We start from the raw sequence: 23,541 nt of genomic DNA, 5'->3' as shown, positions 1-23,541 counted from the left end.
CTCAACATGACCAGCATACAGATAGTCCAGAAGTTGCAGCGCGTGGTAGTTATCAGCCTCAATCAACGTGTGCCATGGCGCATTCTCTGGACCGTTGGCAACTTCATCAACCGGCACCAAGGAAGGAAAGATCGGTTCGCCAAACTCCCGTACCACTAACACTTCCTCAATAGGGAATTGCACCGGCTCAGATGTTGCTAGTGTTGACTCACTCGGGTGCGTCAGGCTGTTGGGTTGGATGCAGGTGGCGATGCCTGCCTGAATGGACTTAACTTGCCACACGTCTTTTAGAGTCCCCCGGCGACGGCAAACCAGATCGCCCTTGCGTGGCCTGGCACCATGCAGTGGCAACAATTCGGGGAGATGGTCCTCAAAGACAAGTCCAAATTTCTTTTCTTTTGAGGCGTTAGCCCACTCTGTAGCCAAGCGCTCGCGTAGGCGAGGATCATTAATTTGCGCGATAAGGTCATGGATGGCAGACAAAAGTTTCCCCTAATTCTTAATTGAGCCGCAGCGAATTCAATCCAGCACCACAAGAAATTCTAGTCTTCAGTGCGATGGGTTGGGTTTCGCAGGCATTCTTTTTAATTGCAACCAACCCGTAGTCCCCGATCATAAGTAGCGTGTAGGATAGATTAGGCACTTGTTGGCCAGTCAGTTCGGGCAACTCAGTGACGGGCTTGAGCCTACGCTCGAGTACGAGGGCTAGCATAGTTCAGTTGTCTTCAGACAACGCAACCGCCATGATCGCCATGGATGAAAATCCGGTCGTTGGTCAGTTTTGCTCCCAGCTTTCTGATGTCGGCACATTGTCTCGACAGACACCCACCACGCAACGCTACATACGAAGTCACCTGTCGGTTTGGTTATCGATTGCGAGTATATCAATGTGACTAAAGTATAGATAACTACAGCTTTTAAGGTGTCGATCAGAGTTGTTTGCCAATCTGAACAATTGCAAACTATGGCTCACTGTTTAATCTGTCTCGTGCGGACACCTTCTCATCGAGCAATTCCCATCATCCAAATAGTTATTGGTGTAATGCAAAGACTAAGTTGATTAGGGGAGATCCGTATATAACCAAATTGATCTCATCTGGTTACATGGTGGTTACATGACGACATAAAAACAAAAGGCCAACTCGTTAAAGTTGGCCTATATGCTTACTGAATTTGGCTCCCCGACCTGGACTCGAACCAGGGACCTGCGGATTAACAGTCCGTCGCTCTACCGACTGAGCTATCGGGGAAAGAGCCGAGATTATAGCAGCGAAATTTTTTTGCGCAACCCTAAATAGCCACTTAGTGGCCATTTAAGGCAAATCAATGACAAAAACCTTCCAGCCTGCTTAATCCTTAGTCAATCTGACCCTTTCTAACCCTTAACCCAATGCTTTCGCAATGCGTTCACAGGCTTTTTCCAGGTTGCTCATGCTGGTTGCAAATGAAATGCGGAAATACCCTTCAGCACCAAAAGCGGAACCCGGCACCACAGCCACACCGGCTTCCAACAGGTAAGCCGTCAGTTCCAGATCGTTTGCCGCCTTGATTTTGCCTTCAGCAGCCAACTTTTCAATCGCCTTGCGCGCATCCACAAACGCGTAGAAAGCACCTTCCGCTTTCAAACACTGAATGGTGGGAACAGCGTTCAAAGCCTTGGTCACAAACTCGTTGCGCTCACGGAATGCAGCCACCATGGGCTTCAAACAATCCTGGTCGCCATTCAAGGCAGCTTCCGCAGCCACTTGCGAAATTGAAGTGGGGTTTGAAGTGGACTGGCTTTGCAGGTTGGTCATCACATCAATCAGCTTGGCTGGGCCAGCCGCAAAACCAATGCGCCAGCCGGTCATGCTGTAAGCCTTGGACACACCGTTCAACACGATGGTGCGGTCTTTCAGGGCTGGGCAGGCGTTCACAATGTTCACAAAGGGTGTACCAGTCAGGTTGATGTGCTCGTACATGTCATCGGTGGCCACCAAGATATTGGGGTGCTTCAACAGCACTTCGCCCAATGCAGCCAGTTCTTCTTTGGTGTACACGGCGCCCGTGGGGTTGCTCGGGCTGTTGATCATGAACATCTTGGTTTTCGGAGTAATGGCAGCTTCCAGTTGGGCGGCTGTCATTTTGAAACCCTGCTCAATGCCGGCAAACACCAGCTTGGGCACGCCACCAGCGATTTCAACGATGTCCGCGTAGCTCACCCAGTAAGGGGCAGGAATCACCACCTCGTCACCATCGTTGATGGTGGCCAGAATCATGTTGAAAATACACTGCTTGCCGCCAACACCCACTACCACTTCATTGGGCTTGTATTCCAGGCCGTTGTCGCGCTTCAGTTTGGCGATCACCGCGTTTTTCAAACCAACTGTGCCGCCCACTGCGGTGTACTTGGTGAAACCGGCATCAATGGCTTTCTTGGCAGCTTCCTTGATGTGGTCGGGGGTATCGAAGTCGGGTTCACCTGCGCCCAAGCCGATAATGTCTTTACCCTCGGCTTTCAGTTGGGCCGCCTTGGCTGTCACGGCAAGTGTAGGGGAAGGTTTGATCGTAAGTGCGCGATTTGAAAGCATGATTCCGTTGTCTGGGAGTGAAAAAAGAAAAAGTCAAGTCTGGAAATAAAACTAGTTTCCGACGATAATGCAGGATTGGCTTATCACAAAATGCTGCGAAATTTCTGCAGCCATCAGCCCAATGATGCAACTCCGTAATTCTACGGGATTGGCCAGAAGGTTCAACCCGTTGGGTTAATCATTGGCTAAAACCTGTGTGCTTTGTGGTTGCCTCGCATCAAGACTTGCAGTTTAACATGGCCCCTGGATTTATCAGTTACCCCAACAGTCCGTTCGAGCTTTACCAGCCCTACCCACCGGCTGGCGACCAGCCGACTGCGATTGAAAAACTGGTTGAGGGGGTCAATGACGGCGAAGTATTCCAAACCCTGCTGGGCGTAACAGGCTCGGGCAAAACCTACACCATGGCCAATGTCATTGCCCAAACTGGCCGCCCTGCCCTGGTACTCGCACCCAACAAAACCCTGGCCGCCCAGCTGTACGCTGAAATGCGCGAGTTCTTCCCCAAAAACGCGGTGGAATATTTTGTTAGCTATTACGACTACTATCAGCCCGAGGCCTATGTGCCCAGCCGCGACTTGTTCATTGAAAAAGACAGCTCGATCAACGAGCACATTGAACAAATGCGGCTTTCAGCCACAAAAAGCCTGCTGGAACGCCGCGATACCATCATTGTAGGCACCGTAAGCTGTATCTATGGTATCGGTGATCCATCGGATTACCACGCCATGATTTTGAGCATCCGCCACGGCGACAAGCTCAGTCAGCGCGATATTCTGAAGCGCTTGATCGCCATGCAATACAAGCGCAACGACTTGGATTTCACACGGGGTACTTTCCGTGTTCGAGGCGACACGATCGACGTATACCCTGCCGAACATTCTGAACTTGCGGTTCGCATTGACCTGTTCGACGATGAAATTGACGGCATCCAGCTGTTTGACCCACTCACCGGCAAAATTCGCCAAAAGCTGCCCCGTTTCACCATTTACCCAAGCAGCCACTACGTAACGCCCCGCGCTACCGTGCTACGTGCCATTGAAACCATCAAGGAAGAATTGCGCGAACAGCTTGATTTCTTTGTGAAAACCGGAAAACTGGTCGAGGCCCAGCGCCTGGAGCAGCGCACCCGCTTTGACCTTGAAATGCTGGCCGAACTCGGATTTTGCAAAGGCATCGAGAACTACAGCCGCCACATGTCAGGCGCAGCGCCAGGTGAGCCGCCCCCCACGCTGATTGACTACCTGCCCAAAGACGGCCTGATGATCATTGATGAAAGCCACGTCACGATCGGCCAACTCGGCGGAATGTACCGTGGAGACAGGTCCCGCAAGGAAACTTTGGTTAACTTCGGCTTTCGTCTGCCATCGGCCATGGACAACCGCCCCTTGCGTTTCGAGGAATTCGAGTCCAAAATGCGTCAAACAGTGTTTGTTTCAGCCACGCCCTCGAATTACGAGAAAGAGCATTCTGGCCAAGTGGTTGAACAAGTGGTGCGCCCCACCGGGTTGATTGACCCTGTGATTGAGGTGCGCCCTGCCACCACCCAGGTCGATGACCTGCTCAGCGAGATTCACGAGCGAACTCGCGCTGGCGATCGAGTATTGGTCACAACGTTGACCAAGCGCATGGCCGAAGACCTCACTGATTACCTCAGCGACAATGGCGTGCGCGTGCGCTATTTGCACTCCGACATCGACACCGTAGAGCGAGTGGAAATTATCCGCGACCTGCGTTTGGGCGAATTCGATGTGCTGGTTGGAATTAATTTGTTGCGCGAGGGCTTGGATATTCCGGAAGTGTCCCTAGTTGCAATACTGGATGCCGACAAAGAAGGCTTCTTGCGCAGTGAACGCAGTTTGATTCAAACCATTGGCCGCGCGGCCCGCAATTTGAACGGTAAAGCCATTTTGTATGCCGATCGGGTGACCGACTCCATGAAACTGGCCATTGGCGAAACTGAAAGGCGTCGAAACAAACAAATTGAATTTAATGCGGCAAACGGTATTACCCCAAGGGGTGTGAACAAGCAGGTCAAGGAACTAATTGACGGCGTGTTCGATCCAAATGCTTCAAGGCAACGCAAGGCCGACAAGGCCATGGAGGTTGCACCGCTGGGTGAAAAACAGTTGGCGAAAGAGATTAAACGGCTTGAGAAGCTCATGCTGGAGCATGCGAAGAACCTGGAGTTTGAAAAAGCAGCCCAGGCCCGCGACCAGCTGGGTTTGTTGAAAGAACAGTTGTTTGGCAGCAAAGGCGATTCCAACGTGACATCGCTGGATGCCAAACGAAGCGCCTAAGTTTAAAAGTTTTATTTAATGGGTTCAGGACAATAGGAAGCCAATATGAAAAGCAAAGTTTTGTTTGTGTGCATGGGAAACATCTGCCGCTCACCAACAGCGGAAGGCGTTTTCAGGCAGATGGTAAGCGAAGCGGGTCTTGACCATGAAATTTCTGTTGAGTCAGCCGGCACGCATGCCTACCATTTGGACAAAACGCCCGATCCCCGCGCTGTAGCCGCTGCCGCCAAGCGAGGCTATGACCTGTCAAACCTGATTTCACGCCAGGTCACAGCCGATGATTTCCGCGACAGCGACATGATTTTGGCCATGGACTGGGACAACATGAGCCTGCTGCAACAGCAGTGCCCACGCCAGTACGCGCACAAAATCCAGTTGATGATGCGCTACGCCACCGAACACGACGAAGCCACCGTGCCCGATCCCTATTATGGTGGCCCCGATGGTTTTGACACCGTATTGAACTACATTGAAGACAGCTGCACAGGTTTGTTGGAGGTGTTGCGCAAGCGCGTGTTTCAGTTCGCTGCCGCATAACCGGTACTACCCCGCCAATCATTGGCGGGCGTTGAAGTCCAAAACCGCTGGCCATGGCTGGCGGTTTTTGTTTGTCGATTCTCCGCGCCAAATCAAGGTTTCCCCTAGCCACCCAAACCGCTTGAATACTTGAGTAAAACGGTCAACTTTGCTATACTTGACCAAAATAGTAGGAATTAAAAAGGGTTGCCATGCGATTGACCACAAAAGGCAGATTTGCCGTCACAGCCATGATTGATCTTGCCTTGCAGCAAGACACTGGGCCGGTATCGCTCGCCGGCATCAGCCAGCGCCAGAACATTTCGCTGTCTTACCTGGAACAATTGTTTTCCAAGTTGCGCCGTCACGAGTTGGTCGAAAGCGTTCGAGGCCCCGGTGGCGGGTATCATATCGCCCGCGCCCTGAAGGAAGTCAGCGTTGCCGATGTCATCTTGGCCGTGGACGAACCGCTGGACGCCACACAATGCGGCGGCAAGGAAAACTGCACCGACGAAGGCCAGTGCATGACGCACGACCTGTGGAGCAGCCTGAACACGAAAATGCTTGAATACCTGGGCTCGGTGACCTTGCAATGCCTCGTGGAAAAGCACAAACAGAAAGACGCGGAACGAACCATTCAGTTTCGTGAAAGGCCAGCAGCATCTAATGCAGCGGCCGCACAGCACACACATTAAACAGCAGTTGATTGGAGCACACACACTATGAAGATGCCGATTTACCTCGATTACAGCGCCACCACACCTGTGGATCCGCGTGTAGCCGACGCCATGATCCCTTTCCTGCGTGAAAGCTTTGGCAACCCGGCATCTCGCAGCCATGCCTATGGCTGGACCGCCGAGGAAGCCGTTGAAAAGGCCCGCGAAGATGTTGCAGCCCTGGTCAACGCAGACCCACGTGAAATCGTGTGGACTTCGGGTGCTACTGAATCGAACAACCTGGCCATCAAAGGTGCAGCTCTGTTCTACGGTGAAACCAAAGGCAAGCACATTATCACTGTGAAAACCGAGCACAAAGCAGTACTGGACACTTTCCGCGACCTGGAACGTCATGGTTTTGAAGCCACTTATCTGGACGTACAAGAAAACGGCCTTATCAGCATGGATGCTTTGAAAGCCGCCATTCGGCCCGAAACAGTGCTGATTTCCGTCATGTACGTGAACAACGAAATTGGTGTGATTCAGGACATTCCCGCGATTGGCGAGCTGTGTCGGGAAAAAGGCATTATTTTCCACGTGGATGCTGCGCAAGCCACCGGCAAAGTTGACATCGATCTACAAAAACTGAAAGTCGACTTGATGAGTTTTTGTGCCCACAAAACCTACGGCCCCAAGGGCATTGGTGCACTGTATGTGCGCCGCAAGCCCCGCATTCGAATTGACGCACAAATGCATGGTGGCGGCCACGAGCGTGGCATGCGTTCCGGCACCCTGGCCACCCATCAAATTGTAGGCATGGGTGAAGCATTCCGTATCGCCAAAGAAGAAATGGCCAGTGAGTTGCCCCGCATGAAAGCCCTGCGTGACCGCTTGCTCAATGGCCTGAAAGCCATCGACGAAATTTATGTAAACGGTGATCTTGAGCAACGTGTTCCACACAATCTGAACGTGAGCTTCAATTTTGTGGAAGGTGAATCGCTGATCATGGCAGTGAAAGACATTGCGGTGTCGTCAGGCTCAGCCTGTACATCGGCCTCGCTGGAACCTTCCTACGTGTTGCGTGCCCTGGGTCGCAGCGACGAATTGGCGCACAGCTCGATTCGTTTCTCGATTGGTCGCTTCACCACTGAAGCAGATATTGATTTCACCATCGAATTGATGAAAACCAAAGTAGCGAAGTTGCGCGAATTGTCGCCACTTTGGGAAATGCACCTGGACGGCGTGGATTTGAGCACCGTTCAATGGGCTGAGCACTGAAATATTTAAAGATTGAGGAGAAGTACCATGGCATACAGCGAAAAAGTTCTAGACCACTATGAAAATCCCCGCAACGTAGGTTCGTTCGAAAAGGGCGACGACGAAGTGGGTACAGGTATGGTTGGCGCACCCGCCTGCGGCGACGTGATGAAGCTGCAAATCAAAGTGGGTGAAGACGGCGTAATTACCGATGCAAAGTTTAAAACCTATGGCTGTGGCTCAGCCATTGCATCGTCTTCGTTGGTCACCGAGTGGGTCAAGGGTAAAACTCTGGATCAGGCTTTGGAAATCAAGAACACCGCCATCGCCGAAGAACTGGCATTGCCACCTGTAAAAATTCACTGCTCCATTTTGGCTGAAGACGCCATCAAGGCCGCAGTTGAAGATTACAAAAAGAAGCATGCCTGATCGTTGAAAAGTTGTTGAAAAGGAATTGAACACCATGGCGATTACATTGACTGAGCGCGCCGCCGACCACATCAGCAAGTTCCTGACCAAACGCGGTAAGGGAATTGGCTTGCGCATTGGTGTGCGCACCACAGGTTGTTCAGGCATGGCCTACAAGCTTGAATTTGTCGATATTGTGGCCGACGAGGACAATGTGTTCGAAGCCCATGGTGTGAAGCTCTTTGTGGACCCGAAAAGCATGCCCTATCTGGAGGGCATTGAGCTGGACTTCGCACGCGAAGGCCTGAATGAAGGTTTCAAATTCAACAACCCCAACGAAAAGGCGCGCTGCGGCTGTGGTGAAAGCTTCACAGTGTAATGACTAATTCGGCAAATAAGTCAGCAATCAAGCTTAGCGACAACGACTTTGAAATTTTTGGGTTGCCCTGCCAGTTCGCACTGGACAGCGCAGCCCTTTCTGCTTCGTACTTGCGCTTGCAAAGTCAAACTCACCCCGACCGGTTTGCGAATTCCAGCAATCAAGAAAAACGGCTGGCGGTGCAATGGGCCACGCGGGTTAACGAGGCCTACAAGCGCCTTCAAAACCCGTTGGAACGCGCCATTTATTGGTGTGAGTTGCGCGGTGAGAACCCGCGCGGACAGCAAAGTAATTTGCCACCGGCGCTCTTGATGCAGCAAATGGAATGGCGTGAAACGCTGGAAGAAATCGACGGTGTAGAGGCACTTGAAGACTTGCTGGATGAAGTGGCCGCGGAAAAGAAGCGCTGCCTTGCCTTGATAGCCCAACAAATCGACAGCGAGAACAATGCGCAAGCCGCCAATGCCACTGCGCAAGCCTTGCTGTTTATCGACAAATTCATGATTGAGTTGACCAAGAAATTGGAGCAACTGGAGGACGCCAGCTAATGGCTTTGTTACAAATTGCCGAACCCGGCATGTCGACTGCACCCCATGAGCACAGGCTTGCTGTGGGCATCGACCTGGGCACCACGCATTCGCTGGTGGCCAGCGTACGAAGCGGCAGTGCCGAATGTTTACCCGATTCCTCTGGTCGAGTCATTTTGCCCAGCGTGGTTCGCTATGGCGAAACCGGCGTGAAAAACATGGGCGAAGATGCTTTGGCCTGTGCCGACACTGACCCGTTCAATACAGTGTTCTCCGTCAAACGCCTCATGGGTCGCGGCTACAAGGACGTGCAAAGCTTGAATCTGCCTTACCGGCTCAAAGACTCGGGCGGCATGGTGGAAATTCAAACTGATTACGGCACCAAAAGCCCGGTTGAAGTGTCTGCCGATATCCTGCGTAATTTACGAAAACGCGCCGAAGCCACTTTGGGTGGGGAACTGGTGGGTGCGGTCATTACCGTCCCGGCCTACTTCGACGATGCTCAACGCCAGGCTACCAAAGACGCCGCTCAGCTGGCTGGCTTGAATGTACTGCGACTGATCAACGAACCCACCGCCGCCGCCGTGGCTTATGGGCTTGATCAAAAAGCGCAAGGGCAATTTGTGGTGTTCGACCTCGGTGGTGGCACATTCGATGTGTCCGTTCTGCGCCTGCAAGCAGGCGTATTTGAGGTGCTCGCCACGGGTGGCGATTCTGCCTTGGGTGGCGACGATTTCGACCGGGCCATGGCCGATCACTTCATCGCGACGCACGGGTTTCAGGAACTGAACCCGCAACAGCGTTCACGCCTGGTGATGGCTTGCCGCCGAGTGAAGGAACAAATTTCGCATGAGCACACTGCCTTTCTCAGTGTTGAATTCAAAAGCGGTGAGACCATCGCTGAAACAGTGACCGCCGAGCAATTCGAGACCATTGTTGAACCGCTGGTGAAACGCACCATTCAGGCCGCACGCAAAACCCTTCGAGATGCTGGCTTAAGTACCGAGGAAATTGACGGTGTGGTCATGGTGGGCGGTTCTACCCGCATGCCAGTCATTCGCAAGGCAGTGAAAGCATTTTTTGGCAAAGACCCGCTGGTGAATCTGAATCCGGATGAGGTGGTTGCGATTGGTGCTGCCATTCAGGCAGATACGCTGGCTGGCAACCGAAGCGATGATGATTTGTTGCTGCTCGATGTCATTCCGCTGAGCCTTGGACTTGAAACCATGGGTGGTTTAACCGAGCGCGTGATCAACCGCAACAGCACCATTCCTGTGGCGCGTGCGCAAGAATTCACCACCTTCAAAGATGGTCAGACTGCCATGGCCATTCATGTGGTTCAGGGCGAGCGTGAACTTGTTTCTGAAAACCGCTCATTGGCCCGTTTTGAGCTGCGTGGCATCCCGCCCATGGTGGCCGGTGCAGCGCGCATTCGCGTCACCTTCCAGGTAGATGCTGACGGCCTGCTCGCGGTAAATGCCATGGAAACCGGTTCAGGTGTTTCAGCCAACATCACCGTGAAACCCTCTTATGGTTTGGACGATGATCAAATTGCGGGCATGCTGAAAAACAGCTTTGAATTCGCCGAAGCGGACATGAATGCGCGTCAACTACGCGAACAGCAGGTCGAAGCCATGCGCTTGGTGGAATCGGTTGAAGCCGCCATCGGCAAAGATGGTGAACTGCTGGAAGCGACGGAACGCGAGACAATCGACGCCAGTGTCAAAGCATTGCGTGAATTGGCGCAAACAGACGATTTACGCGCCATTGAAAAGGGAATTGAAGACTTGAGCCACCTGACAGAGGACTTTGCAGCGCGCCGCATGGACGCTGGTATACGCAAGGCCTTGACAGGAAAAACCATTGAGACTGTGAGCACCACTCTTGGCGGCGCGGCGAAATAAACGCAACACAACGGATTACGAGAGATTTTGACATGCCAATCATTAAGATTTTGCCCCATGAAAGTTTGTGCCCTGAAGGCAAAACATTTGAAGTGCCAGTAGGCGCGCAGCTTTGCGAAGCCATTCTGAAAAATGACATTGCACTGGAACATGCCTGCGAAATGAGCTGTGCCTGCACCACTTGCCATGTGATCATCAAGGAAGGATTCAACAGCCTGACCGAAAGCGATGATGACGAAGACGACTTGCTGGACATGGCCTGGGGTCTGACTCCTCAAAGCCGTTTGTCTTGCCAGGTGAAAGTGGCTGACAAAGACCTGGTGGTTGAATTGCCGAAGTACACGATCAACCACGCACGTGAGAATCACTGATCAAGGAGGCAGCAACATGAAATGGACTGACACGCTGGACATTGCGCTGGAGCTGATTGACGCTCATCCTGATGTTGACCCGCAGTACATTCGCTTCACAGATTTACACAAGTGGGTGTGCGCCCTGCCAGGCTTCAACGATGATCCAGAAAAATCAAATGAAAAAATTCTGGAAGCCATCCAGATGACGTGGATTGAGGAACAGGACTAATCACCCCTGAGCCGATTGGATTCGACACTTACCGGTCTGTTGCAGGCAATGCCTGTATCGACTGCAGCACTGCCCGGGTGATCGCCTCACGCTTGGGCAAGTCGCTGATACGGTTGGGTGTGTCGATATTCAAGGCGAAAAACACCGGTTCGCTTGACCATTCAACGTAACCGACCCACCAGCCAAAGCTGCCCTCCCAGCCTGTTTTTGCACGCAGTATCCAGTCTCGTCCAGCCTCTACAACGATGATGTCTTTCACGAGGCGCTGGTGTTCTATTCTGAAAGGCAAGCTGTTCGCATACAGTTTTTGTAGAAAACTGATTTGCTCAAACGCAGTAATTCGTATGTTGCCATCCAGCCAGTAACCGTCTTTTCCACCACTGGGGTCTGCGTTGCCGTAGCCTGCTTTTTCAAGATAGGTTTTGGCGGATTGTTCACCAATTTGTTGCGCCATCCACTGATACACCCACACCACAGAGCCCCGCATGGACGAGCGCAAGTTGTGATCAGAATTCCACACGTCAAAATCGCGCTTTTTTCCATCCCACTTAAAAACCTGAAACTCGTCTTTCACCACACCGTGTTCCAGTGCAAACAAGGCATGAGGAATTTTGTAAGTGGAGGCTGGCAGATAAGGTGTGCTGGCTCGCTTCGGGTTATAGACCTGAAAAACTGGATTGACGCTACGTTGGTCCAACACGACGAGCGTGCCCACAGCATCGTGCTGATCGAAAAATGTTTTCCAGTCCTGTCGTTCATGCACCACGGGTGTGGATGCGCCATGCACGGTGCTTACCAACATGAAGCACACAACGAAAACTGCGCTGAACAAACGCATTCACTCTCCCCGGTGATTATCGAACTGCGGAGTCCTTTCCGATAATTTGATTGATCTCTGCGCTGCTTAACGTCGATGAATCGCATTTGGCATACCCGGTTCGCTCAGTGACCAGGTAACGCACGCCACTGCTGTTTTGCAGGCCGGTGTCTTTCTCGTTTTCTTCAATGGCGAGTTCATCGTATTCAGCAGACGCGCAAGCCCGCTCCGCTCCGGTACGCCAAGTTGTTCGGGCGGCTTCAAGATTGGTCCAAGGGGCGTGGTTTGAGCGAGCGTAAATATAAAACAGGCCTGGACCCATTTCTTCTTGCTTGTAACCACCGCCCAGCATGTTGCTGCCTTTGGACAAATCATGGGTTGACGCGCAACCCGCCAAACCAGCCACTACCAATGCAAACGCAAGTTTGTACACAATAAAACTCCACTGCCAATCAAAGAAAGGGCACATTGTGCCCCAGCTGGCGGCCGTTAAATGGCTTTGCCGTCGAAATCGCTGGCACTGTGCCGCTCAAGCACCTGCTCATTGGGCTCACCCCAGGCGCGATTCACCATTCGCCCGCGAATAACCGCAGGCCGTTTGGCAATTTCATGGGTCCAGCGCAGCACATTGGTGTAAGTGTGGGCCTCCAGAAACTCGGCCGCCTCGTACACCTTGTTGGTGACCAATGCACCGTACCAAGGCCAAATCGCCATGTCCGCAATCGTGTATTCGCTGCCAGAAATGTACTCGTGGTTGGCCAGCTGACGATCCAGCACATCAAGCTGGCGTTTCACTTCCATGGCATACCGGTTAATCGGGTATTCGTACTTCTCGGGTGCATAGGCGTAAAAGTGCCCAAAACCACCACCCAGCATGGGCGCACTGCCCATTTGCCAGAACAGCCACGATAAGGTTTCTGTCCGTTTGGCTGGGTCGGTGGGCAAGAATGCCTTGAACTTCTCGGCAAGGTACAAAAGAATGGAGCCCGACTCAAATACTCGCGTGGCGGGGTTGGTGCTGCGGTCCAGCAGCGCAGGAATTTTGCTGTTGGGGTTCACTTCCACGAAGCCACTGCTGAACTGGTCGCCGTTGGAAATATTGATCAACCAGGCGTCGTATTCAGCACCTGTGTGGCCAAGAGCCAGCAATTCTTCCAGCATCACAGTGACCTTCACGCCATTGGGCGTGGCCAGTGAATAAAGCTGCAAGGGATGCTCGCCAACTGGCAATTCTTTGTTGTGCGTAGCACCGGCAATCGGGCGATTGATATTGGCAAACTTGCCGCCGCTTTCCTTGTCCCACACCCAAACCTTGGGTGGTGTATATTTCGTGTCGCTCATGGCTAAAACCTCACTTTGCTGACTGCTCAAAAAAATCCAAAGTTCAGGATACCCTCAGGGAATCATGTTTTGATGAATCCAGCGTCCGGTTTCGTCAAGATCGCAACGAAACCTGACATGCCCTTCCCGTTTCAATTCCAGCAGTTCAAGACTCAATACTTTCACGTTCAACACCACAAAGTTGGCACGTGCCGTATGGAAGTCATAGACCAGAGTTCCTCCTGATAGCACGTCACCCGGGGCGCTCAGGGTGGCGTAGTCTTTTCGGGCATATTCGGGGATACGTGCCCAAAGACTGTTCACAATCAATTCACTGGTCTGCGGCGCTGCAATGCCACATACTCGAAGCTGGGTGTTGCTGCGTGGGCTCCAAAACAAAAGCGCCACACGTGAATCGTGGGCAATATCGGCCATTTTCTGGCTTCGACGATCGGTGTAAAACACCAGTTGATGATTGTCTGTGTTAACGGCCCTCAAGATGACCGAGCGCACTTGGGGGCCTTTCGGGCCTGCCGTGCTGAAACCCACAACACGCCAAGGGTGTTTTTTGTCCACCGTGGCGCGCACCAAAGTTTTCCAGATTTCTTCGGCATGGTTCATGCTTCTCTCCATGCCGTAAACGGGTTTTGTTTGTTCGGCTTCATTTTTGGGATTACACAGTGTCTATTCATGTTGCTCTGCGCCATATTACACGCTACCGCTACGATCGCCTGATCAATCTGGGCCCCCAAGTGGTGCGTTTACGCCCGGCCCCGCACTGTCGCACGCGCATTCTCTCCTACAGCATGAAGGTGTTGCCGCAAACCCACTTCATCAACTGGCAACAAGACCCGCAAAGCAATTACATGGGGCGCTTGATATTTCCCGAGCGCACCGAGATGCTGGAAATCGCGGTGGACCTTGTGGCTGAAATGTCAGTGTTGAATCCCTTCGATTTTTTCCTCGAAGAAGCGGCTGAATTTTTTCCATTCAAATACGATGCATCGCTTGACCGGGAATTGGCCCCCTACCTGGTGCCCTGCCACACAGGAAAGGCTTTTAACGCCTACATGGCCGAGATGAACTTGAGCCGGGTTAAAACCATCGATTTTCTGGTGGCTCTGAACCAGGATTTGGCCAAGCGGATCAAGTACCTGATCCGCATGGAGCCGGGGGTGCAAACACCCGATGAAACGCTGAACAGCGGGTCTGGTTCCTGCCGCGACACTGCGTGGCTGATGGTACAAATTTTCCGCAGACTGGGCATGGCGACCAGGTTTGCCTCGGGCTACCTGATTCAACTGACCAGCGACGTCAAAGCCATCGACGGCCCCGATGGCCCCGAAAAAGATTTCACCGACCTGCATGCCTGGTGCGAGGTGTATTTGCCCGGTGCCGGCTGGATAGGCTTGGACCCCACTTCCGGTTTACTGGCTGGAGAAGGCCACATCCCCTTGGCCTGCACACCTGAACCCAGCAGCGCAGCACCCATCACCGGAACGCTGGATGAATGCGAAGTTGAGTTTGAACATGAAATGAGCGTACAGCGCGTGTATGAATCGCCGCGCACCAGCAAACCTTATTCTGATGAGCAATGGAAGGGCATTGAAGCACTGGGCTTTGAAGTGGACAAAGCACTTGACGCACTGGATGTACGCCTGACCATGGGTGGCGAACCCACTTTTGTGGCCAACACAGACCGGGGTGCTGCTGAGTGGAACATTGATGCACTGGGGCCCACCAAACGCGAATACGGCATCAAGATGCTGAATAGGCTCGCCAAATATTATGGCAAGGGCGGCCTATATCACTTTGGTCAAGGCAAGTGGTACCCCGGCGAGCAGTTGCCGCGTTGGGCACTTTCGCTGTACTGGCTGAAAAGCGGTGAGCCAATCTGGAAAAACCCGAAACTGCTCAGCCATGAACAAGCGGATGGAAAAGCAAACAACGCCACCGCCAAACAGTTTATGGAAGGGTTGTGCGGCCGCTTGGGGCTACACCCGCGCTACGTGATGCCTGGTTTCGAAGACGCTTGGTATTACATGTGGCGCGAGCGCAAACTGCCCGTGAATGTGGACCCATTCGATTCAAGGCTGGACGACCCACTTGAGCGCAAGCGCCTGAACAAGGTGTTTACCCAAGGGCTGACCGAGGAAGTGGGCTATTGCCTGCCCATTCAATCAACCAAAGGCCAATGGCGCACAGGGCAGTGGTTTTTGCGAGACGAACGTATGTACCTGATTCCGGGCGATTCGCCCATGGGCTATCGCCTGCCGCTGGATTCACAACCCTGGGTGGCTAAAAAGGACTATCCATACACCATTCCTGCCGACCCGTTCGCACCCCCTGCTCCTTCACGCGTGGCCCTGCAAAAGCCCAGTGCCAAAGCAAGTGCAGCCAGTGTGACCGATGACAAGGCCCCTGTAATGAAAGAATCGGCCACGCACATTGTGCGTACCGCCATGTGTGTGCAGGCACGCAACGGACATTTGTATGTGTTCATGCCCCCACTCGAGGTACTCGACGATTATCTTGAACTGGTAGCCAGAATTGAAGATACCGCCGAGGCGATGAGTCAGCCTGTGGTGCTGGAGGGTTACCCTCCCCCGCGTGACAAGCGGATGACCATGTTGCAAGTTACACCCGATCCAGGCGTGCTGGAGGTGAATGTTCAACCTAGCAAAAACTGGGGTGAGCTATTGCACCTGACCACGAATTTGTATGAAGAAGCGCGACTAATTGGCCTTTCTACCGAAAAATTCATGCTGGATGGCAGGCACAGCGGCACGGGTGGAGGCAACCATTTCGTGATGGGCGGTGAAACCCCAGAACATAGCCCTTTTTTGCGCCGCCCTGATTTGCTGGGCAGCCTGCTGCGTTACTGGCACAACCACCCAGGCTTATCCTATTTGTTCTCAGGCCTGTTTATTGGCCCTACCAGCCAGGCCCCGCGCGTAGACGAAGCACGCAGCGATCAGGTTCACGAACTTGAACTGGCACTCAATGAGCTGGATCGGCAAATGCAAAAGCATGGAGGCAACCCGCCTTCGTGGATTATCGACCGCCTTTTGCGCAACATTTTGATCGATTCGACAGGTAACACCCACCGCAGCGAATTTTGTATTGACAAGCTGTACAGCCCCGACACCTCCACAGGACGCCTGGGCCTGCTTGAGTTGCGTGCATTCGAGATGCCACCGAATGCTCAAATGAGCCTAGCGCAGCAACTGCTGCTGCGCACCCTGATTGCCAAATTCTGGAAAACACCTTACACGGCAAGGCTCGTGAAATGGGGCACACGCCTGCACGACCAGTTCATGCTCTCCACCTTCGTCAAAAACGACATCGCAGATGTCGTGGCCGATCTGAATGCTGCCGGTTTCCCGTTTCAGATGGACTGGTTTGCACCGCACTTTGCGTTCCGTTTTCCGAAGATGGGCGACTTTTCCAGCCGTGGTGTTGAGGTGGAGTTATTCAGCGCCCTGGAGCCCTGGCACGTATTGGGCGAGGAAGGCGCGCCCGGTGGCACTGTGCGGTATGTCGATTCGTCACTTGAACGCCTGGAAGTGAAAGTAAAAAACTTTGTCGATGAACGCTACACCCTGACCTGCAATGGTGTAAAAGTACCCCTGCACAGCACGGGCACCGAGGGCGAATACGTGGCTGGCGTGCGCTACCGGGCCTGGCAACCACCCAACGCCCTGCACCCCACTATTGGCGTACACACCCCCTTGGTGTTCGACTTGATCGACACATGGAATGGCCGCAGCCTGGGTGGTTGCCAGTACCATGTAGCCCACCCGGGCGGGCGCAATTATGACCTATTCCCGGTGAATGCCTTCGAAGCGGAAAGCCGACGCCTAACCCGCTTCTTCCGCATGGGCCATACCCATGGCAAGGTTAGTGTAAAAAGCCCAAGCGGAAGACCCGAGTTCCCCATCACACTAGACCTAAGATGGTGTTAGGCATTTACAATAGGGCACCGAACTTTAGGCAGTGACCGCTTTGAGCGCGAACCCGAACACCACCCTAGCAAATGTCGAGGTGCCCTGGCAGCAGAGCATCCTTCAAGGCACCAGCGCGTACTACAGCGAGCTGGCGGTCAAAGGTGTTCTGCGCCCAGCATGGGCAGATTTCGTTAGCCGATTGCCCACCACCGGGCTTAGCGACCACCTGGACAGCAAGTTGAATGCCCTGGCCAAGCAAATTCGCGACAACGGCATTACCTACAATGTGTACGCCGACCACGCACAGGGCACTTCACGCCCCTGGTCGCTCGACTTGCTGCCTTTCATCATTGACCAGGCTGATTGGGCGGTGCTGCAAACCGGGATTGCCCAACGTGCGCGCCTGTTGAATGCGATGATGGCCGACGTGTATGGCAAGCGCGAATTACTTTCCAAAGGTCTGCTCCCTGCAGATCTGGTCTTTGGGCATTCAGGCTACTTGCCGCAAATGCAAGGCACGGAACCACCTAACAAGGTGTGGCTGCACATGGTGGCGTTCGATCTCGGCCGCAGCCCGGATGGCAAATGGTGGGTGATCACCCACCGCATGCAGGCCCCTTCCGGGCTTGGGTATGCACTTGAGAACCGTCTGAGTATTTCGCGCAGTTTTACACGCGGCTTTCGAGAAATGCACATTCAGCATTTGGCCGGTTTTTACCGCGACTACATCGATGGTATCCGCAGGCTTTCGCCCAAGGGTGAAAATGCACGCATTGCCCTGCTGACCCCTGGCCCGTACAACGAAACTTATTTTGAGCACACCTACCTGGCGCGTTATCTGGGTATTTCGCTGGTTGAAGGCAGCGACCTGACCGTGCGCAACAACAATGTGTTTCTAAAAACCGTGAATGGACTTGAGCCCATCGATGGATTGATTCGCAGAACGGATGACCAATGGCTCGACCCGCTTGAGCTGCGCGAGGATTCCCAACTGGGCGTGCCCGGCCTCTTGCAGGCCATTCGCACCGGTGGTGTTGTCATGGCCAATATGCCCGGCGCAGGCTGGTTGGAAAGCCCGGCCATACACGGCTTTATGCCGGGGCTAGGCCAACACTACCTTCAAGAAGATTTGCTGTTGCCCAGCGTGCCCAGCTGGTGGTGCGGCGAATCACCTGCATGGGCGCAGGCCAGCGAACGGCTGAACAACCTGGTGATTAAATCCACTGGACCAAACCGCCGAGGACGCACCATGGAATCCATCATGGGCTCGGAGCTGGATGAAATAGAAAAGCGGGCCTGGTTATCCAAAATCAGTCAGCGACCCTCGCAATACACCCTTCAGGAATTGATACCGCTTTCGCGCGTGCCGATCTGGACCGGTGCTGGCGGTATTGAAGAACGCGCCATGATGCTGCGCCTGTTCGCCGTGACTGATGGACAGGGCAACTACACCGTGATGCCGGGTGGGCTGACCCGCGTGGCTGGTGACCAACACGGCATTGTGAGCATGCAAAAAGGCGGCACCAGCCTGGACACTTGGGTGCGCAGCGGCGAACCTGTCGAACGCACCACCAACCTGAAAGAAAAACTGCAAGCCAAAGATTTGCAGGCGTTGCGCAGGCCAGTGTCCAGTCGGGCTGCGGAGCATTTGTTTTGGCTTGGGCGTTACACCGAGCGGGCCAGTTTTTCATTGCGCCTGTTAATGCGCGCGCAATTGTTGCTGAACGAAGAAGAATACCTGGACACCACGACCTTGGGTTTGTTGCATGAATTGTGCGGCAAACAAGGATTGAGTACCGAGTTTGACCCGGCTGAACCTCTGAACCAGGATGAACTTGAGGCCAATATTCTTGAACGGCTCTGGTACAAAACCGGAATCGATGCGCCACCAGCCGTTGGGCTTGCGGGACAATTGAACGGTCTTGCCAATGTTGCTGGGCAATTGAGGGAGCGCTTGAGCAGCGGCCATTGGCGATTGCTGAACGATTGCGCCAAAGTGCTGATCGAGCCGGACTGGGTACGTTTTCAACGCAGCTTGCCCACCGCTTCGCTGGAGCAGGTTCAGTTGTATTTGCTGGCCATGCACGGCGAGCAAAGTGACCACATGACTCGCGACAACGGTTGGCGCTTTTTGCAACTGGGCCGTCAACTTGAACGTTTGTGCGGTGCCTGCGATTGTTTGCTGTCACTGACCAGCATGCCTGGGCGCGCGGGCGAACACGGCCTGGCTTTGGCCATCGCCTTGGCCGACAGCACCATCACCTACAGGTCGCGCTATCAACACCGCTTTGAATGGTTGCCCACACTCGACTTGTTGATCTTTGACGAAGATGCGCCCTATGCCATTCGCCGAATTCTGTATAAGCTGGACATTGTGATTGACCGCTTGCCCGGCGACACCAGCCAGATTCGACAACTGTTCAACAGCGTGTACCGCAATGGCGACATGCCGGACGGCCTGAGCCTGGAGGGACTGCAACCGCCCTTCCCGGCCGATACCGGGCGCAAATTGCGCGTTTGGCTGCAAGAATTACTCGACACGGCCTACAAAGTTTCAGACCTTGTGGGTGCCCAATATTTCAGACTGGCAGAGTTGCCCGACCAGGTCATTCAGGGAAGATAAATCAATGCCCTTCTCGGAAAGAAGAAAGGTGACCCATGTCACCGACTACGACTATCAACAACCTGCGGAATGCTCGCAGCAAATTTGTATTTTGCAGCCGCAAGAAGGCGAAGGCATGGAAGCCGGGCCTTTGCGCAAGGGTCAAAAGCTGATTTCGCACACGCTGAAAATTCGCCCCAATCCGTCGACTGTACAAAGCAACACCGATGCATTTGGCAATGTGGTTCATCACTTCGAGATGAATTACCCGCACGATCACCTCGAAGTGCACAGCGAAAGCGAAGTCGAGGTGAGCAGCTTTTTACACACGGGGCCAATTGATGATTTGATCAGCCCAAGCTGGAATGAGTTGGTGGACCAACTGCGCTACCAGGCTGGCCAAGCAATTTCTGACGATTACCAGTTCAGGTTTGAATCCAAACATGTGCCTTTGCTCGATTCGCTGCGCGACTATGGCAGTCTTGATTTCTGGCCCGGACGCCAGGTGGTGCACGCCGGGCAGGCCTTGATGCAGCGTATTTTTCGGGAATTCACCTACCAGAGTGGTTCCACCACCATCCAGACCACCGTTGAGGAGGTCATGCAAAGCCGCGAAGGCGTTTGCCAGGACTTCGCACATGTGATGTTGGGGGTGCTGCGCTCGCTGGGGCTTTCAGCCCGCTATGTAAGCGGCTACATGCTGACCGAACCACCACCAGGGCAACCCAAGCTGTTGGGTGCTGATGCCAGCCACGCCTGGGTTTCGCTGTGGTGTGGTCCTGATGTGGGGTGGGTAGACTTCGACCCGACCAACAACCAGTTGCCAGATACCCGGTACGTGACCGTGGCAGTTGGACGAGACTACGCGGATGTGCCGCCGATGCGGGGTGTGGTGCATGGTGGTGGGGAACATACCTTGAAGGTGGCGGTGACGGTGTTCTAGGCATCGCCAGTTTCCTGATTGCCTATGTGCCTGTTGCTTCATCCCGTCGGTTTCTTGATGGCCTCTGCGCCTGTTGCTTCATCCCGCCTTGGCGGGCTTGAACCCCTTCTTGATTGCTGGCTCGGTTCATGCGAAACGCAAAAGCGTGTTCGCATCGATTGCTAGCGCAATCGCCCCTCGCTGTGCATCAAGCGGGCAGCCCACCTGAAATGGGCGAGATGAAGCGACATGCGCAGAGACTTAAAAAAGCCTGTGATAATCCTTTCAAGATGGAATATCCTTGGATGACTGCTTGAACACCTTCGACTGTCCAGATTTATCGACTTCGAAGCTGTATTCACCTTCTGTCATATTGATTCGATATGAGAAGCGGCCACGCACCCCGACTTCGTTTGTACTCAGCTCATAGAAACATTCATCTGAACTGGCGCAACCTTCCTGAAAGAGAAAGCGGCTAGTCCGTTCATCGATCCAGTCAGACCTGATTTCTTGATCGTCCACCCTGATCAAAATGGGTTTTCCTTCGGTACTGCAAAAATTCTCGATGATCAACACTTCATGAGACTTGAATATCGACTCGCATGTTGTTTTCGAATGCACAAACAGTTGAGTTGATAGTCGTTGATCTGACGCGGAACATGCAGAAACAATCGGAAGGGAAGCAAGGAATGCAACAAAGGCTGAACGACGCATAGTGAGCCGGGAAATATTCTGGATACTCAGTGTACTGGCATGACCGCAGTAAGCAAATTAAATGCTCAGTTCTGTGTCACCAGACAAAGGTTCGCCGCATGTGTCGCGCCGTTCCACCGATTTCAGGTGGGCTTCCCGCTTGATGCGCAGCGAGGGGCGATTGCGAAAGCAATCGATGCGAACACGCTTTTGCGTTTCGCATGAACCGAGCCAGCAATCAAGAAGGGATAAAAGCCCGCCAAGGCGGGACGGCGCGACACGTGCGGTGAACTTACAAGTGGGGAGAACCAACAAGTACATCGAATACAAACCGCGCACGGTGCTGTAAACACGCATGCACGGTGAGTCAAACTTGATTAGTCTTCGCGCCTTAAATGCGGAAACAAAATCACATCGCGAATGTTGGGGCTATCGGTGATCAGCATCATCAGACGGTCGATACCAATGCCGCAACCGCCGGTGGGTGGCATGCCATATTCAAGCGCACGAATAAAGTCAGCATCAAAGAACATGGCCTCATCATCGCCCGCTTCTTTGGCTTCAACCTGCTTTTTGAACCGGTCGGCTTGGTCTTCCGGATCGTTCAACTCAGAAAAACCGTTGGCAATTTCACGGCCAGTGATGAACAATTCAAACCGTTCGGTAATTTGTGAATTGGCATCCGAAGCACGCGCCAAGGGCGACACTTCCACCGGGTAATCCACGATGAAGGTGGGTTCCCACAACAGGCTTTCAGATGTTTCTTCAAACAAGGCCAACTGCAAAGCCCCTACCCCCGCATTTTTCAGCGCGGGTTCTTTGTCCACATGCACACCTTTCTTGGCCAAAGCCTTTTTCAGGTAGTCGATGTTTTGCAAGTCTTCTGTGCCATATTCCGGGAAGTACTTTTGAATGGCTTCAACAATCGTCAGGCGCGCAAAAGGCTTAGACAAGTCCAGTTCGCGGCCCTGATAAGTCAACTTCGCGCTACCGGTCGCAGTGGTTGCAGCATGCTGAATCACCTGCTCGGTGAAGTCCATCAAGTCGCGGTAGTTCCAGTATGCCGCATAGAATTCCATCATCGTGAATTCAGGGTTGTGGCGTGGGCTGACACCCTCATTGCGGAAATTGCGATTGATCTCGAAGACACGCTCGAAACCGCCCACAATCAGGCGCTTCAAATACAGTTCGGGCGCAATGCGCAAGTACATTTCCATGTCCAGTGCATTGTGGTGGGTAATGAAAGGCTTGGCCGATGCACCACCGGGAATGGGGTGCAACATGGGTGTTTCTACTTCCAGAAAACCGTGGTCTGCCATGAAATTGCGAACCGACGACATAGCCCGTGAACGTGCAACAAAGGTGTCGCGTGTTTGCTCGGACACAATCAAGTCCACATAGCGTTGACGGTATTTGATTTCCTGATCAGCCAGGCCGTGGAATTTGTCGGGCAGCGGGCGCAGGCTTTTTGCCAGCAAGTGAATTTCCGTGCAGTGCACGCTCAACTCGCCCTTGTTGGTTTTAAACAGCTTGCCTTTGGCTGCGATGATGTCGCCCAAATCCCAGTGCTTGAATTCACCGTGAACGCCCTCACCCACGCCCTCGTTGTTGATGTAAAACTGAATGCGGCCAGTGCCATCTTGCACGGTTGCAAAACTGGCCTTGCCCATCACGCGCTTTAACATCATGCGGCCAGAAACAGACACTTCAATGCCCTGTGGGTCAAGAGTTTCCTTGTCCAGCAAGCCATATTTGGCGTGCAAATCGGCAGCGCGGTGTTCAGGCTTGAAGCTGTTGGGGAAAGGCTGGCCCTTCTCACGCAGTTTGGCCAGCTTGCCGCGGCGCTCGGCAATAATCTGATTTTCATCCACTGGCAATTCGTCGCCAGCGGCTTGTATTTTGTCGTTCATGGTTTAGATACCTTGCTTCAAGCTGGCTTCAATGAATGGGTCGAGGTCGCCATCGAGTACGCGCTGGGTGTTGGAAATTTCAACACCGGTGCGCAGGTCTTTGATTCGGCTGTTGTCCAGCACGTAGCTGCGAATTTGATGGCCCCAGCCCACATCGGTTTTAGTGTCTTCCAAAGCCTGCTGCTCGGCCATGCGTTTACGCATCTCGAACTCGTACAGCTTGGCTTTCAA

At 53.3% G+C, this 23,541-nt stretch carries 20 protein-coding genes, 1 tRNA gene and 2 pseudogenes; 13 read left to right on the top strand and 10 right to left on the bottom strand.

Annotation, left to right across the window (positions count from 1 at the left end; translation table 11 throughout):
* The 3 genes and pseudogenes from A0129_RS13005 to A0129_RS12995 all read right to left on the bottom strand — a co-directional run.
* A pseudogene (locus A0129_RS13005) lies at positions 1-483 on the bottom strand (site-specific DNA-methyltransferase); the annotation flags it as partial.
* Positions 484-1,174: 691 nt separating this feature from the next.
* A tRNA-Asn gene (locus tag A0129_RS13000) sits at positions 1,175-1,250 on the bottom strand.
* Positions 1,251-1,382: 132 nt separating this feature from the next.
* On the bottom strand, positions 1,383-2,570 hold the full coding sequence (locus tag A0129_RS12995) for a pyridoxal phosphate-dependent aminotransferase (protein WP_171098397.1): 1,188 nt from the start codon (positions 2,568-2,570) through the stop codon (positions 1,383-1,385).
* 236 nt (positions 2,571-2,806) lie between these two features.
* Between A0129_RS12995 and uvrB the strand changes: the two genes are divergently transcribed.
* The 10 genes from uvrB to iscX all read left to right on the top strand — a co-directional run bounded on the left by uvrB (position 2,807) and on the right by iscX (position 11,099).
* Positions 2,807-4,870: an excinuclease ABC subunit UvrB gene (uvrB, locus tag A0129_RS12990; protein ID WP_291715592.1), complete on the top strand. Its 2,064-nt coding sequence runs from the start codon at positions 2,807-2,809 to the stop codon at positions 4,868-4,870.
* Positions 4,871-4,915: 45 nt separating this feature from the next.
* Positions 4,916-5,407: a low molecular weight protein-tyrosine-phosphatase gene (locus A0129_RS12985; RefSeq protein ID WP_291715590.1), complete on the top strand. Its 492-nt coding sequence runs from the start codon at positions 4,916-4,918 to the stop codon at positions 5,405-5,407.
* Positions 5,408-5,598: 191 nt separating this feature from the next.
* Complete coding sequence (gene iscR, locus A0129_RS12980) at positions 5,599-6,081, top strand: Fe-S cluster assembly transcriptional regulator IscR (protein ID WP_171098392.1); 483 nt, start codon at positions 5,599-5,601, stop codon at positions 6,079-6,081.
* 27 nt (positions 6,082-6,108) lie between these two features.
* Positions 6,109-7,320: an IscS subfamily cysteine desulfurase gene (locus A0129_RS12975; RefSeq protein WP_291715587.1), complete on the top strand. Its 1,212-nt coding sequence runs from the start codon at positions 6,109-6,111 to the stop codon at positions 7,318-7,320.
* Positions 7,321-7,347: 27 nt separating this feature from the next.
* On the top strand, positions 7,348-7,728 hold the full coding sequence (iscU, locus tag A0129_RS12970) for a Fe-S cluster assembly scaffold IscU (RefSeq protein WP_008251917.1): 381 nt from the start codon (positions 7,348-7,350) through the stop codon (positions 7,726-7,728).
* Between the two features lie 34 nt (positions 7,729-7,762).
* A complete protein-coding gene (gene iscA / locus A0129_RS12965) occupies positions 7,763-8,086 on the top strand; it encodes an iron-sulfur cluster assembly protein IscA (protein WP_291715585.1) in 324 nt (107 codons plus the stop codon).
* Positions 8,086-8,634 (top strand): Fe-S protein assembly co-chaperone HscB, encoded by a 549-nt coding sequence (hscB, locus tag A0129_RS12960; RefSeq protein ID WP_291715583.1) that lies wholly within the window; start codon positions 8,086-8,088, stop codon positions 8,632-8,634. The genes iscA and hscB overlap by 1 nt, the downstream gene beginning before the upstream one ends.
* Entirely contained in the window at positions 8,634-10,517 is a 1,884-nt protein-coding gene (gene hscA / locus A0129_RS12955; RefSeq protein WP_291715581.1) for a Fe-S protein assembly chaperone HscA, read from the top strand. Before hscB ends, hscA begins: the two co-directional genes overlap by 1 nt.
* Positions 10,518-10,549: 32 nt before the next feature.
* Positions 10,550-10,888, top strand: a complete 339-nt coding sequence (gene fdx, locus A0129_RS12950; RefSeq protein ID WP_291715579.1) for an ISC system 2Fe-2S type ferredoxin — start codon at positions 10,550-10,552, stop codon at positions 10,886-10,888.
* A gap of 16 nt (positions 10,889-10,904) precedes the next feature.
* Complete coding sequence (gene iscX, locus A0129_RS12945) at positions 10,905-11,099, top strand: Fe-S cluster assembly protein IscX (RefSeq protein WP_105029833.1); 195 nt, start codon at positions 10,905-10,907, stop codon at positions 11,097-11,099.
* A gap of 28 nt (positions 11,100-11,127) precedes the next feature.
* Here iscX and blaOXA read toward each other — a convergent pair whose 3' ends face one another.
* The 4 genes from blaOXA to A0129_RS12925 are packed head-to-tail and all read right to left on the bottom strand — an operon-like array spanning position 11,128 to position 13,857.
* A complete protein-coding gene (gene blaOXA, locus A0129_RS12940) occupies positions 11,128-11,937 on the bottom strand; it encodes a class D beta-lactamase (protein WP_291715577.1) in 810 nt (269 codons plus the stop codon).
* A 16-nt stretch (positions 11,938-11,953) separates the two neighbouring features.
* Positions 11,954-12,349, bottom strand: coding sequence for a hypothetical protein (locus tag A0129_RS12935; RefSeq protein WP_146106663.1), 396 nt, complete (start codon positions 12,347-12,349; stop codon positions 11,954-11,956).
* Positions 12,350-12,405: 56 nt separating this feature from the next.
* Positions 12,406-13,257 (bottom strand): glutathione-dependent disulfide-bond oxidoreductase, encoded by an 852-nt coding sequence (gene yghU, locus A0129_RS12930; protein ID WP_291715575.1) that lies wholly within the window; start codon positions 13,255-13,257, stop codon positions 12,406-12,408.
* A gap of 54 nt (positions 13,258-13,311) precedes the next feature.
* Positions 13,312-13,857: a pyridoxamine 5'-phosphate oxidase family protein gene (locus tag A0129_RS12925; RefSeq protein WP_291715573.1), complete on the bottom strand. Its 546-nt coding sequence runs from the start codon at positions 13,855-13,857 to the stop codon at positions 13,312-13,314.
* A gap of 59 nt (positions 13,858-13,916) precedes the next feature.
* Between A0129_RS12925 and A0129_RS12920 the strand changes: the two genes are divergently transcribed.
* The 3 genes from A0129_RS12920 (at position 13,917) to A0129_RS12910 (ending at position 20,728) form a co-directional block, all read left to right on the top strand.
* On the top strand, positions 13,917-17,201 hold the full coding sequence (locus A0129_RS12920) for a DUF2126 domain-containing protein (protein WP_291715572.1): 3,285 nt from the start codon (positions 13,917-13,919) through the stop codon (positions 17,199-17,201).
* A 79-nt stretch (positions 17,202-17,280) separates the two neighbouring features.
* Positions 17,281-19,806 (top strand): circularly permuted type 2 ATP-grasp protein, encoded by a 2,526-nt coding sequence (locus A0129_RS12915; RefSeq protein WP_291715570.1) that lies wholly within the window; start codon positions 17,281-17,283, stop codon positions 19,804-19,806.
* Between the two features lie 4 nt (positions 19,807-19,810).
* Positions 19,811-20,728 (top strand): transglutaminase family protein, encoded by a 918-nt coding sequence (locus A0129_RS12910; RefSeq protein WP_291715568.1) that lies wholly within the window; start codon positions 19,811-19,813, stop codon positions 20,726-20,728.
* 264 nt (positions 20,729-20,992) lie between these two features.
* Here A0129_RS12910 and A0129_RS12905 read toward each other — a convergent pair whose 3' ends face one another.
* The 3 genes and pseudogenes from A0129_RS12905 to prfB all read right to left on the bottom strand — a co-directional run.
* Entirely contained in the window at positions 20,993-21,421 is a 429-nt protein-coding gene (locus A0129_RS12905) for a hypothetical protein (protein ID WP_291715566.1), read from the bottom strand.
* A gap of 356 nt (positions 21,422-21,777) precedes the next feature.
* The gene (lysS, locus tag A0129_RS12900; protein WP_291715564.1) at positions 21,778-23,310 is read right to left on the bottom strand and encodes a lysine--tRNA ligase; all 1,533 of its coding nucleotides are present in this window, start codon (positions 23,308-23,310) and stop codon (positions 21,778-21,780) included.
* Between the two features lie 3 nt (positions 23,311-23,313).
* Positions 23,314-23,541 (bottom strand): annotated as a pseudogene (prfB, locus tag A0129_RS12895) (peptide chain release factor 2); the annotation flags it as partial.

The sequence above is a fragment of the Limnobacter sp. CACIAM 66H1 genome (genome assembly GCF_001601825.1).
In the GTDB taxonomy this organism is placed as follows: domain Bacteria; phylum Pseudomonadota; class Gammaproteobacteria; order Burkholderiales; family Burkholderiaceae_B; genus Limnobacter.
This window is presented reverse-complemented; position numbering and strand designations above follow the sequence as displayed.